12 protein-coding genes are annotated in these 11,904 nt (G+C 60.7%); all 12 read right to left on the bottom strand.

Annotation, left to right across the window (positions count from 1 at the left end):
• Window positions 1–387: 387 nt before the first annotated feature.
• Window positions 388–996: a hypothetical protein gene (locus ASU23_RS03875; protein WP_082661322.1), complete on the bottom strand. Its 609-nt coding sequence runs from the start codon at window positions 994–996 to the stop codon at window positions 388–390.
• Window positions 993–1,535: a hypothetical protein gene (locus ASU23_RS03880; RefSeq protein WP_058037311.1), complete on the bottom strand. Its 543-nt coding sequence runs from the start codon at window positions 1,533–1,535 to the stop codon at window positions 993–995. The genes ASU23_RS03875 and ASU23_RS03880 overlap by 4 nt, the downstream gene beginning before the upstream one ends.
• A 2-nt stretch (window positions 1,536–1,537) precedes the next feature.
• Window positions 1,538–2,737, bottom strand: a complete 1,200-nt coding sequence (locus ASU23_RS03885; protein ID WP_058037312.1) for an MCE family protein — start codon at window positions 2,735–2,737, stop codon at window positions 1,538–1,540.
• Window positions 2,737–3,837: an MCE family protein gene (locus tag ASU23_RS03890; protein ID WP_253741177.1), complete on the bottom strand. Its 1,101-nt coding sequence runs from the start codon at window positions 3,835–3,837 to the stop codon at window positions 2,737–2,739. Before ASU23_RS03890 ends, ASU23_RS03885 begins: the two co-directional genes overlap by 1 nt.
• A gap of 32 nt (window positions 3,838–3,869) precedes the next feature.
• Window positions 3,870–5,162 carry an MCE family protein gene (locus ASU23_RS03895; protein ID WP_082661323.1) on the bottom strand — a complete coding sequence of 431 codons (1,293 nt, stop codon included), beginning with the start codon at window positions 5,160–5,162 and terminating at the stop codon, window positions 3,870–3,872.
• Window positions 5,159–6,202: an MCE family protein gene (locus ASU23_RS03900; RefSeq protein ID WP_058037315.1), complete on the bottom strand. Its 1,044-nt coding sequence runs from the start codon at window positions 6,200–6,202 to the stop codon at window positions 5,159–5,161. The genes ASU23_RS03895 and ASU23_RS03900 overlap by 4 nt, the downstream gene beginning before the upstream one ends.
• The gene (locus tag ASU23_RS03905; RefSeq protein WP_058037316.1) at window positions 6,199–7,215 is read right to left on the bottom strand and encodes an MCE family protein; all 1,017 of its coding nucleotides are present in this window, start codon (window positions 7,213–7,215) and stop codon (window positions 6,199–6,201) included. Before ASU23_RS03905 ends, ASU23_RS03900 begins: the two co-directional genes overlap by 4 nt.
• A complete protein-coding gene (locus ASU23_RS03910; RefSeq protein ID WP_058037317.1) occupies window positions 7,215–8,396 on the bottom strand; it encodes an MCE family protein in 1,182 nt (393 codons plus the stop codon). Before ASU23_RS03910 ends, ASU23_RS03905 begins: the two co-directional genes overlap by 1 nt.
• On the bottom strand, window positions 8,393–9,262 hold the full coding sequence (locus ASU23_RS03915; RefSeq protein WP_058037324.1) for an ABC transporter permease: 870 nt from the start codon (window positions 9,260–9,262) through the stop codon (window positions 8,393–8,395). The genes ASU23_RS03910 and ASU23_RS03915 overlap by 4 nt, the downstream gene beginning before the upstream one ends.
• Window positions 9,263–9,264: 2 nt before the next feature.
• Window positions 9,265–10,038, bottom strand: coding sequence for an ABC transporter permease (locus tag ASU23_RS03920; RefSeq protein WP_058037318.1), 774 nt, complete (start codon window positions 10,036–10,038; stop codon window positions 9,265–9,267).
• 7 nt (window positions 10,039–10,045) lie between these two features.
• Entirely contained in the window at window positions 10,046–10,537 is a 492-nt protein-coding gene (locus ASU23_RS03925) for a B-4DMT family transporter (protein WP_156423092.1), read from the bottom strand.
• Between the two features lie 432 nt (window positions 10,538–10,969).
• On the bottom strand, window positions 10,970–11,845 hold the full coding sequence (locus tag ASU23_RS34690; protein ID WP_253741179.1) for a CdaR family transcriptional regulator: 876 nt from the start codon (window positions 11,843–11,845) through the stop codon (window positions 10,970–10,972).
• Window positions 11,846–11,904: the final 59 nt, after the last annotated feature.

An 11,904-nucleotide genomic window follows, 5' to 3' on the forward strand; every position in this document is an offset into this window, starting at 1 on the left:
AATTCGGTTTTGTCAATTTCGTTGTCGCAGTTCACCGATCGACTCCATGGATGATTCGCATGCGCCGCGTTCGTGCTTTAACGGTGTTGGCTCGTCTGCAAAGGTCACAGCGCCACCCACTCTCGTATGCAGCACTGCTGCCCTGTTGTCCAATGGTCTGCCCCTCCTGGCACCGTCGAGATATATAGAGCGCAGGTTGTGCACGTTGGCATCCCGGCACCTTAGACACTGGCAGCGGAGACTAAAATGGCCGTTGGCCGTTCTGTGACGCGGGTCGTCGATTCTCGTCATGCGGGCGGGAGCTGTCCGCGGAACAACAGGTACGCAATCGCTTTCACTATGTACTCGATCGGTTCTACCAAATCGATGATCATGGCTGCATTCTCCTTACGCCGGGTCGAACTTCGAGACGAGCCAGTTGTCGCCGTGGCGTTCCACTTCGACCCGAATCGTCGTGGACGTCGCGGTCGGTTCGGTCACATCGGCAGTGGTCGTGGCCTGATTCAGGAAAACGACGACGGTGGCCTTGTCGGCACGGTATTCCGAGATCGCCTTTCCTACAACGGTAGCCGAGGTACTGATCTGTTTCTCTTTGGCAGCCGGTGCTACGACGTCGCGGGTGAAGGTTCGGTAATAGTCACCGAAAGTGCCGGTCACTCTGCTGGTCGCCGCCTCGAGATCGGCGTCGACGGTGTCGGACTTATAGGTGAGAATTGCTACTGCCGCGTCAGCCGCGGCATCGACCGCTGCCTGTTGTCTTGCAGGTGCCAGTGCATTGTCAGCGGGTCGCGTGACGAAAAAGAGATACGCCCAGGTGGCAAAGGTGGAGGCGACCAGCAACACGGCGAGAGTGAACCACACGCTCACCCATCGAGGGCGACGCTGCGAGCTGAGCGCATCTTCTGCAGGTGATGAGGCGTCGTCTACAACGTCGCTTTTCTCCTCGATCGTTTCCGCAACGGCGAGCGCTTCCGCTTGCACCTCTTCGGTTTTCATGCGACAAACTCCACATTCGACATCTTGTATTGGCCATCGTCGTCTGTCATCGTGACCCGAAGTCGCCAGCTTCTCGTCTCGTTGTCGGCGCCTGCTGCATTGGAGACCGATGACGTAGCGGAGATGAGGACGACGGCGGAGTCGCTGTCGCGGCGCTCTATGCCCGAGGCGACGACCTGGCCTTGTGTGACAACTTTTGCTTCTTGAACGACTCCGATGAACGACTGCGAGCGGGCCTCGAAGTCATTCTTGAATGCCCCCGTCGACTGGTCGAGGACCTTCCTGACGTCGTCGGCAGCCGAGGAGTCACGTACCGAAATCATCGCAGTTACTACTGAGTTGGCTGCGCTCAGGATTGAGGCGTCTTGATCGATACGATGGGACGCCTCGTGGTGGTCGTGCAGGAGAACGCCCGCGAATGCCGCGAACATCGCTGCCGCGATGATCAGAACAACACTTGTGAGTCTTTTAGGAGCCCTAGGACTCGCAAAGATTTCACGAGGTCCGGCGGTCCTTCGCAATGCCGCGAATACCTTCATGTTCAGTTTCCTCCGATCGGTGGGTTTGTGCCGAGCGGGACCGAGCCACCCATACGACAGGCATCGACATCCGCTGCCCGCACACCCGGAACTTCCACGCACGGAATATTGCGGGCACCGCGCACGACGTAAGGGTCGCTATCTGCGACGGCGCAGTAATTCGGTGTCTGGTTGTCGATCACTGTCGGATCAGCCGGTGACCGGCGCTGTTCCGGTGGCACGAAACCCGTCAGGCACGGCGGTGGCGCATTGATGTCGAGGTTGAAATCGAGGTTGATCATTCCCGGCTTCGACCCCTTGGCCAAACTCTGCGCGGCAGCCGCCAGCGGCGGATAGACCACAAAGATCTGCTCGAGACTCATGTTGTAGATCCGGAGCACTTCCGCGACAGAGTTCACATTCCGCAGGGCGATAGGCAATGTCGGTGCTATCCGATGGAATAGATCGGCCGCTTCCACGCCCGCTGATGCACCGTTGACCAGCAGTCCACGAAGAGCATCGTCGTTTCTGGCGACCGATGAGGAAATCTGCTGGAGGTAACCGGTCGACGAGCGGATGTTGTCTGCTGACGCGACCTGAGTGTCCAGCAATGCGCCGGAGTTGTCGATCAAATTGATCGTCGGCGCGAGGTTTTGCTGGCCTTCGTCGATGACGAGGTTCAGTCCGTCGAGAATTTGTTGAAGATCGTTTCCGGAGTTGCGGAACGCGACCCCGCTCTCGCCTATCAACGTGTGCAGATCGTCGCTTGAAACGTCCTCGAGCCCGACTTGCAGCGAATCCACCAGTTCGGCGGTAGAGGTGGGCACCAACGTACTTTCGATTGTGTCACCGTCGCGGAGGTACGGACCCGAATCCGTCCGCGGCAATAGTTCGATGTACTGCTCGCCGATCGCCGATCGGCTGTGCACTTCAGCATCCAGGTCGGTAGGGATGTCGAGGCTGTCGTCGAGGTACATGGTGACGACAACGTTGTCGCCTTCGATCCGCAGGCCGTCGACGACACCTGCCTGCACTCCGCGGTAGGTGACGTTCGATTTCGGGTACAACCCAGCACCGGACGGCAGCACCAGTTCGACTGTGCTGCGGCCCAACCCGATCATGGCCGGTACCCTCAGATACTGGGTGACAATCCAGCCGACCGACACGACAAGAATGATTGCGAACGCAATCAGTTGGCCGCGAACGAATTTGGTCAATAACATCAGCGGTCACCTGGAGTGTTCAACGGGGTGATCAACGGATTGTCCTGAATCGGAGAAATCGGCGGCAACTGTCCGATCAACCCACCGAGCGAAGCCAACATGCCGGCTGCGGGCGTGCCAGTCAGGAGTGCCTGATCGACGCGCTTGGTCGTCAGGTCGAGGTTCAGATACAAGTTCGTGTAATCGCCCTGCATCGCGTTTTTATACGTGTTGAGCGGGAATGGAATCGTCGCGAAAAGCGACAGCGACGACGGCAGCGCCGGACCTGCATCGCCGAGGCCGCGCAGCGCCGGCTCGAGTGCACGCAGATTGGCGTCCAATTCCGCACGGCTGCCAGTGATTACCCGATTCGCGGCGTCGGCGAAGTCGCCGATGGCGAGCAGTGCGGTACTCAAATTCTCCCGCTGCTCGTTCAGCGTGGTCAGCGCTGGGGCGAGAGTCTTCAGTCCGGCGTCGACCACAGCGCTGTCGTCGGAAACCACGTTGCTGAACCGGTCGATGCCCTCCAACGCCCTGACGAGGTCATCGCGCTGGCCGTTGAGGCGGCTCGTGAAATCTTCGATGTTGGCCAGCAGATTGCGAACGACGCCTTCGCGTCCGGCAAGCGCCTGATTGACTTCCCGGTTGATCTCGTCGAGATTTCCTACCCCACCTCCGTTGAGCAGGAACGACAACGTCGACAGAGTCTGTTCGGTTGTCGGGTATGCGCCTGCACGATCCAACGTAATCCGTTCACCGTCGCGCAGTTGGCCCTGCGGGTCCGACGGCGCGAGCAATTCGATGTGCGCAGACCCCAGCAAGCTGGTGGATCCGATTTTGGCCGTGGTGTTCGTGGGTAGCGCGACCTCTTTGTTCAGTGTCACCGTCACTAGCGCGTGGTCATCTTCGACCTCGATACCGCGGACGGTCCCGACGTTGACGTCGGCGACCCGAACCCGCGCATTCTCCGTAAGCGTCGCGACATCGGGCATCTCGATCACGACAGTCCACGCGCCTTCTCCTTCTCCCTCGGCACCAGGGAGTGCAAGCTGATTGAGGCCGGTCCAACCGCAGCCTGTGAGAGCGAGTGCGAGGATCAATCCGCATAAGAATGCCCTCACAATGACCCTCCTCGCGGTGTGCGTGCTCGTCGTCATCGGGGACCCATCCCAGGTAGCGCAGGAAGGGCGGGCAACAGCAGCCCGGGCAGGCCGGCCGTCGCTGGCAGCGTCGGTAACGAGGGTGGAATACGCAACTGGGACTCTGCACCGGTGCTTATCGGACCCTCCAGTCCGGGTTCGCTGTACACGATTTGATCTGGCAAGGCGCCGACGGAATTGCCGATGACGGCGCCAAGCGAACTGTGGTTGAACGCCAACGTCTTCAACAGTGGACCGAGGTACTGGATGCATAGGTTGGTCGCCTCCTCCGCGCCCAATTCACCAGCGCCAGCGATCGCTCCACAAATGAACTGGACAGGGTTGGCCGTGTTCGACAGAACGGGCGCGCCTGTCAGGGAGTTCTGCGCCGGCTGGTAGATATTGAAGAGGTTGACGAGCGTTGTCGGTGCGATGTGGAATACCTGTTCGAGATCGCGTCGCTTGTCGACCAGCGCCTGCGTTGCGGTGCCGAGCTGGTCGACCGCGGTGCCGAGACCATCCTTGTTGTCGCGGACGAATGACGCAATGTCGATGACCGCTTGATCAAGATCGGCGACGGAGTCCCCCAGCTCGGTCTCGCTGTCGCCCAGCAACTGCGTCACCGATGTCAGGTGCCCGTTGAACGCGACGATTTCTTCATGGCTCTGCGACATCGCGTCGACCAGCATCGAAAGATCACGCACCATGGAGAACAGGTCGGTCCGGCCGTCCGACAGCGCGGTCGTGGTGCGCGCGAGTTTGTCGAGAGTGTCGTGCAGCGTCCCACCATTACCTCGCGCGTTCCCTGCGGCTTCGGTGACGAACTCGCTCAGCGAACCGGTCTGTTCGCCCTGTTCACCTTGCGGCCCAAAACGTTTGGTCAGCCGTGTGAGCTGCTCTTTGATCACGTCCCATTCGACGGGCATTGCGGTGCGCTCTTCGGGGATGCGGCCCCCGTCGCCGAGAGTCGGACCTCCGGTATAGGCCGGGGTGAGCTGGATAGAGCGAGTGGTGACAAGCGTGGGCGCAAGAATAACGGCCTGGACATTCTCGGGCAGATCCCACTTCTTATCGACTCGAATCTGCACAGCGACGCGGGTACCTTCCGGTGTCACCTTTTCGACCGAGCCGACATCGACGCCCAGAATGCGGACCGAATCACCCGGAAACAGTCCGACCGCTACCGGAAAGTAAGCGGTAACCGAGTTGGTCGTCAACCTGGGGACTAGTACGTACGACAGCAGGGCAAGTGCCGCAAGAATCGCCACCCCAGCGGCAATGGAGATGGATTTAGGTTTCACTCTCATCGTGGTCCGTTCGTCGGCGTGGGGGCGGCAGGCGGGGCTGGCACGCGGCCATCACCTAGGGCCGCATCGATGAACGGTTGAATGAATTGTCCAGGAATGAGATTAGCGACGTAGGCCTGGAAGAACGGACCGCTACCCAACGCTTCGTTGAGCGTACGAGCGTAGTTCGCCAGTCCCGGTATCGCCTCGTCCAGCGAAGCCTTGTTGCGTCCAAGCAACTCCAGCACTCGGTTGACACGTTCGAGGGTCGGCGCAAGCTGCTCTCGGTTGTCAGCAACCAATCCACTGATCTGCTTGGAGACCAACGCAAGGTTCGTAGTCAACGACTCCAACGCATCGCGTCGCGCATCGATGGCGGCGAAGAGCGTATTGCCGTCGAGCACCAACGCGTTGATCTGGCTGCGGCGCTCGGCGAGCACGCCCGTGACGGCGGCCCCGTTCTGCAGCAGCGCCGTCAATGCCTTGTCCCGCGATCCGAGCGTATCCGACAGTCGCGCAACACCATCGAGTGCCGTGCGTAGCTCGGGAGCGGTATCTTTCAGCACATCGGAGGTCGCATCCAAGGCGTCCGACAGCTGATCGGTGTTGATGTCTTCGATGTTGGCGGCCAGTTTTCCAACCTCCGTCGGCAGATCGTACGGAGCCCGGGTGCGCGCAAGCGGGATCGCATCGTCGGCATCGAATCCGTCATCGTCGTCGCTGGGTACCAGGACAATCGCCTTGGCACCGAGGACCGCACGGGTCCGAATCTGCGCACTCGGCTCCGCGCCTAACTCGAGATCGCCTCGTACCGACATGGTCACCTCGACATCGGTGCCACGCAGCTCGATCTCGCTGACCTTGCCAACGCGCACGCCGACGAATTCGACCTTGTCGCCCGTCTTGACGCCGCCGGCGTCGGCGAAGATTGCGCGGATCTCACGGTTGGAATCGACGAGCGGCAGTGTGTCGTAGTTCGACACGGCCGCCACAGTGGCGGCAATCAACATGACGCCGATCGCGCCGGATCGGGTGGTGTTCTTGCTCTTGAAGTTGATCATTGCGGTGTCACACACCTACCCTGTTGCTGCTGGACGAGCTTGGCGATGATGGGAGCCCCACCGGGGCCGTCGACTTCGAGCGTGACGGCGCACAGGTAGAAGTTGAAGAAGCTGCCATAGGATCCCAGTCTGCTCAGCTGCCGGTATGCTTGAGGCAATTCGGTGAGGACTGCTTCTATCTGCGCGCTTCCATCGTCGAGAACCGTTGCGGTTCTGTTCAATTGGGCGATGTCGCCGGAGATTGCGGAGCGGTCGTCGAGCAGCAGGTCAGCTAGTGCCGCCGATCCAGCGTTGACGGAGACCAACGCGTCGGAGATCGGCGCGCTCTGCTCCGACAACCTGGTCACCAAGCCCTGCAGCTGGTCGATGATGCTCGACAGTGCACCGCTGTCGTCGCCGACAGTCTGTAGGACGGTGCCGAGGTTGGTGATCACAGCACCGATCAGCGCGTCGCGGTCTGCGAGGTGGCTGGTCAGTGCCGCGACTTGCTGCAGAATCCCGGTGACCGTTCCGCCTTGACCTTGCAGCACTTGCAGAAGTTCACCCGACAATCGGTCGATCTGTGCGGGGGCGAGCGATCGCGTCAGCGGAGCGAGTCCGCCGAGCAGCGCGTCGACGTCTAGAGCAGGTGTGGTCTGGGCGGACGGGTACGTAGCGTCCGCCGGCATCGGGTCGGCGATATCGGCGCCGTTCGTAACTTCCAGATACCGGTCTCCCAGCAGATTCTGATAGCGCACCTGCAGCATCGCGTCCGGCGTCAGTCGAATATTGTCGACCACGTCGAACGTGACGCGTGCCGTTCGTCCGTCCAGGTCGACTTCCTGAACACGTCCAACATCAACCCCCGAGATGCGGACTACCTGGCCCGCGGTCAAACCTGAGACATCCGCGAAGTCCGCATGGTAAGCGGTACGGCTGTCGAGGCGGATCTGGCCCAGAACCAGGATCAGCAGGACCAAAACGAACAGCATCGCGATTCCGAACACTCCGAACTTGATTGCCGCCTTGTTCATCACAGGCCTCCCGGCACGCCGTAGAGCATAAAGTCGAGGACGTTGAGTTGTGCTGGCCGATTGTTCGGGGCGAACGGGTTGACTCCGGTGTCGGTGACAACGTAGGGAGCCGGACCGTCAACCGTCTTCAGCGACGGAAGCCGCCCACAGCGGGGACCGCCGCTCGCAGCCACCACCGGCACGTCGCGTGGGTAGCTATAGGGCATATCACCAGCGAGGACCGTGCCACTGATGTTGAGGCCAGGCACTGTGCCACCTACGGCTCCCTCTACCACGGCACGCGCCTCGTCCAATCCCCGGAAGAAGCAGGCGAACTCCGGCGAGTACTCGTCGAGGAGCTGCGTAGTCGGGACCAGATTTGCCAGCACCTCCACGATCATCGTCTGGTTGTCGTTCAGCACCTGGCTTGCGGATTGTCCGAAATCGATTGCGGCAAGCAGCAACCGGTCCAGATCCTCGGCCTTCTCCACGACCGTCGAGCCGGTGGTGGTCAGCGACTCCACACTCGCCAGAAAACTCGGCGCGACATCGGCGTACAAGTTGGCGACCTCGGCTGTTACGACTGCATCGCGCTGCAGATTGTCCAAACTCGGCCGCAACGCGTTCAGGTAGGAATCGGCGTTCTCTAGGGTGCGACCGACCTGTTCGCCGCGGCCCCGAAAGGCATCCGACACCGCGGCCAATGTGGCATTGAGATCCTCGGGCGAGACCGCTCTGAGTACAGTCGTCAGCCGCTCGAACAGCGTGTTCAGCTCAGGTGTGATGTGCCGCGTATCGATCGTGTCGCCACTCGATATCGATTGTGCGGACGGCTCTTTTGGAAGTCGTAGGTTGACGTACTTAGCGCCGAACACCGTCGTCGAGTCGATCGTCGCATCGACATTCGCCGGGATCGACCCGGCATGTTCCGGAAACAGATCGAGGTGAATCTTCGCATAGCCATCGACTTCTTCGACCTCTCCAATCCGGCCGACCTGAACGTCGAGCAACTTCACCCGTGTTCCCGGTTCTAGATTGAGTCCGGAGCGCTGCGCTAATAGAGCGACATCGACGGTCTTGGTGAACTTTCCTCGGAACTGGAAGGCGACGAACGCTGCGACCAGTACCAAGACAAGAATGAAGAGCACACCGGCGGTGGTGTAGTGCGGTTGCCGCGTCCCACCCCGCGCCGAACCGCTCATCCGGCGAAGTTGAAGTTGCCCGACACGCCGTAGACGGCCAGGGAGACGGCAAGGGTGACGAACACGACCGCTGCCAACGACGCGCGGACCGCACGACCGACAGCTTCACCGACGCCGGCAGGTCCGCCGGAGGCGTTGTAGCCGAAATAGGTGTGGATAAGCATGACAACCAGTCCCATGAGAATTGCCTGCAGAAACGACCACAGGAGGTCCGTCGGATTGAGGAACGAGGCGAAGTAGTGGTCGTAGACACCGCCGGATTGGCCCCAGACGACCACCGTGATCGTGCGGCTTGCAATGAACGAAGCGATGACCGCAACGCTGTAGATCGGGATGATCGCGATCATCCCGGCCACGATCCGCGTCGACGCCAAATACGGGACGGACCGCACCCCCATCACTTCGAGTGCGTCGATCTCCTCGGAAATTCGCATTGCGCCCAGTTGAGCTGTCGCTCCGGCGCCGATGGTCGCGGCGAGTCCCACCCCGGCGATCACTGGCGCGGCGATCCGCACATTCACATATGCCGCAAAGAAGCCGGTCAACGCCTCCACTCCGATGTTTCCCAGCGAGACGTAGCCCTGAAGCGCTACCACAGTCCCCGCCGACAAGGTCAAGAAACCGCAGATCACGACCGTGCCGCCGATCAAAGCCAGCGCACCGTTACCGAGGGCAACCTCGGCGACCAACCGCACCGTCTCACGCCGGTAATTCTTGACCGCGATCGGTATCTCGAGAATCGACTTGCGGTAAAAGTCCGCTTGGTGCCCGATCTCGTCCAGCGACTTCTTCGAACTTTTCAGTCGCACAACAGTCTTCGACCGGAGCCGATCAAACCCGCCAGCTCGCCCAGTAGCGATTGTCATCATTACCTGCTCGTCATTCTGATTCCGATGGCGGTCATTACGACGTTGACCACGAACAACGCCATAAACGCGTAAACGACCGTTTCATTGACGGCCTGGCCGACGCTCTTGGGTCCGCCCTTCACTGTCAGTCCGCGATAGCACGCGATCAGTGCTGCAATAAGCCCGAAGGCGCCGGCCTTGATCTCCGAGATCACCAGCTCCGGCAACCCTGTCAACAACGGAATGCCGTCGACGAAAGCACCGGGGGGGACGTTCTGAAAAAATACCGAAAATATGAAGCTGCCGACGATGCCGATCGCGCACACCACCGCGTTGAGAAGTAGGGCGACGAGCGTCGATGCCAGCACACGCGGCGATACCAACCGCACGATCGGGTCGATTCCGAGGACTTCCATGGCGTCGATTTCCTCGCGAATGGTTCGTGAACCCAAGTCGGCGCAAATCGCGGTCGCACCGGCGCCCGCCACCACCAACACCGTCACGACCGGCCCTACCTGGGTGACTGCCCCCAATGTTGCACCCGCGCCCGCAATATCCGACGCACCGAACTCCGCCGCCAAGATATTGAACGTGAAGCTGATCAGAGCGGTAAAAGGGAGCGCCACAAGCACAGTCGGAACGAGAGAGACCCGCACGATGAACCAGCACTGGTCCAAGAACTCACGCCACTGAAATGGCCAGACCGCCATGCCGCGGAATGCCTCCGCAGACATCGCGAAGAACTCCCCGATGGAGCCGAGAGGTTTGAGTACGATCTTCGTCAAAGCAGGCATTCGCCGTCTACCTTTCGGCCGCAGTCACGGAGTAACGAACAGGAGGTGCGGCCGCCAGCGAACGGGCCGCGAGCCCTGCGCCAAACACCTTGCCCACCATCGCGGCGAGGAACACCAGCAGAATCGTCCAAGCCGCACCAGAGGTCATCTCGAAGAGCAGCGACTTGTCCCCCACCTCCAGTCCGACTTTCCCGACCAGCCAGACGACGAGACCACCCGAAAAGCCGGCGAGAGCCCCAGCAGCCAACCACCGAACAGTCAAATCCTCGCCCCCTCGGTCAGGGTCCGGATGCTTACTGCGGTCACGTCTTCCGTCAGAGAAGCCCCAGGACAGCGCTACGGCAATGATGATGCCCAAGCCCAGCATGCGCAGCGCGGTTCCGTGCGACGGCCAGATGCCGACCGTGTGGCCAACGACCGCCCGTGTTACGACAAGCACCCCACCCATTACCAGCCCGCGGGTAACCCACGAACGTGTCTCGACGCGCGGTGTTGACATCGCGAACGTATCTCCCATTCTCCGAAATGCGGGCGCCGACGCGAGATTCGCGAATCGAGCACAACTGATGAGCTGCTCGTCGTGAGTCTTCCTTCGGTTTCGGTGCTAAACAACGGAGCCATCCCCGAAGATTTGCAACGAGCCTTGGAGCGCACTCCAATGGCAGATTCCCCGGAAGGAATCCGTGTGCGATTCGGGAATTTTTCCATCCAAAACGGTGCGACAATGGCAAGTACCTTCAAACACATCGCACCCGGAAACATTGTGAGTCTTGCGGTTCCAGAGACTCGAAATCTACATTGCAGTCCTGGTGATTCAATCCCATGCATACAAGCAGGATCTTCAAAGGGTGCGTGTCGCTGGACGTCGACGCGCTCAAGCGTCGCTCCGGCCGGATCCTTTTTGACAGTCTCCCCCGTGGTTTGGCGGCGGCTACAAACTCATCTCCGAAAGTGCCACCGCCCACCACACTTCGATGACAACCTGGGTCTCACGCAGATTGGCGCCGGTCAATTCTTCGAACCTGGCAATCCTGTATCGCACCGTGTTCTGGTGAACGAACAGCCGCGTGGCAGTCCGCTCCACATGCATGTCGCAGGCGAGAAAGGCCCGCAGGGTGACAATCAACTCTCGAGCCGAGTCCCCGGATAACGGATCGAGGTAGCGCGCACGAATCATGTCGCTGACATCAGCGTCCATCGCCACCGCCGCTCGCAGACCGAGCGATGCCAAGTCGTGTGCCCCGTGGAGACCGCAAGCCTGCAAAGTCATCAACGCGCGGGTTGCCTGTCGGTACGATTCCGCAACGTACCTCAATGGCCTCGGCGAACCGAGGCCGACCAGACCATCGCAGTCGGCTGGCGGCGGCTCGCTCACGAATCCGACGATTGCGCCGTCTACCACCGCGCAAAGGCCCTGCCTGCGCTGAGAAGAATCGTGAAATCCCATCGCTATCTCCAGCTTTCGATTCTGGACGCCATCCCCGAGGAGCGCCCTCACGGCTACGAAATCACCCGTCGAATCAAGGCCATAGGCCTCCGCGGTCAGGCTGAGGTCAGAGGACGGCACCGTCCCGAACAGCACTCCCCGAACAAAGGCCGCACGCCGTTCCTCCTCCACAATCGCGCGAGTGATCTCGGCGCTGCGGTGTCCTCGTGCAGCCGTGACGACGGCGATATCCGACCAGGCGAATACCGACTGAACGAACTCGAGCAAATCAGCGTCTTCGACACCACTCCGTCGGCCGAGTGTCAATGGCCACGAAGTTCTCCCCGTAGGCGGCCAGTAGTTCTCCCCGCTGGTGGCCACGGGTTCTCCCCGGTGGCGGCCAGTTGTTTTTCCCCACCCGCTTTCTGATTTGGGTTAGC

This window comes from Rhodococcus sp. KB6, from assembly GCF_001445685.1.
In the GTDB taxonomy this organism is placed as follows: Bacteria; Actinomycetota; Actinomycetes; order Mycobacteriales; family Mycobacteriaceae; genus Rhodococcus_F; species Rhodococcus_F qingshengii.

Bases quoted from the DNA above. Each gene is read 5' to 3' on its own strand.
- ASU23_RS03875 (WP_082661322.1), bottom strand. From the start codon at position 996: ATGAAAACCGAAGAGGTGCAAGCGGAAGCGCTCGCCGTTGCGGAAACG.
- ASU23_RS03880 (WP_058037311.1), bottom strand. From the start codon at position 1,535: ATGAAGGTATTCGCGGCATTGCGAAGGACCGCCGGACCTCGTGAAATC.
- ASU23_RS03885 (WP_058037312.1), bottom strand. From the start codon at position 2,737: ATGTTATTGACCAAATTCGTTCGCGGCCAACTGATTGCGTTCGCAATC.
- ASU23_RS03895 (WP_082661323.1), bottom strand. From the start codon at position 5,162: ATGAGAGTGAAACCTAAATCCATCTCCATTGCCGCTGGGGTGGCGATT.
- ASU23_RS03900 (WP_058037315.1), bottom strand. From the start codon at position 6,202: ATGATCAACTTCAAGAGCAAGAACACCACCCGATCCGGCGCGATCGGC.
- ASU23_RS03905 (WP_058037316.1), bottom strand. From the start codon at position 7,215: ATGAACAAGGCGGCAATCAAGTTCGGAGTGTTCGGAATCGCGATGCTG.
- ASU23_RS03910 (WP_058037317.1), bottom strand. From the start codon at position 8,396: ATGAGCGGTTCGGCGCGGGGTGGGACGCGGCAACCGCACTACACCACC.
- ASU23_RS03915 (WP_058037324.1), bottom strand. From the start codon at position 9,262: ATGACAATCGCTACTGGGCGAGCTGGCGGGTTTGATCGGCTCCGGTCG.
- ASU23_RS03920 (WP_058037318.1), bottom strand. From the start codon at position 10,038: ATGCCTGCTTTGACGAAGATCGTACTCAAACCTCTCGGCTCCATCGGG.
- ASU23_RS03925 (WP_156423092.1), bottom strand. From the start codon at position 10,537: ATGTCAACACCGCGCGTCGAGACACGTTCGTGGGTTACCCGCGGGCTG.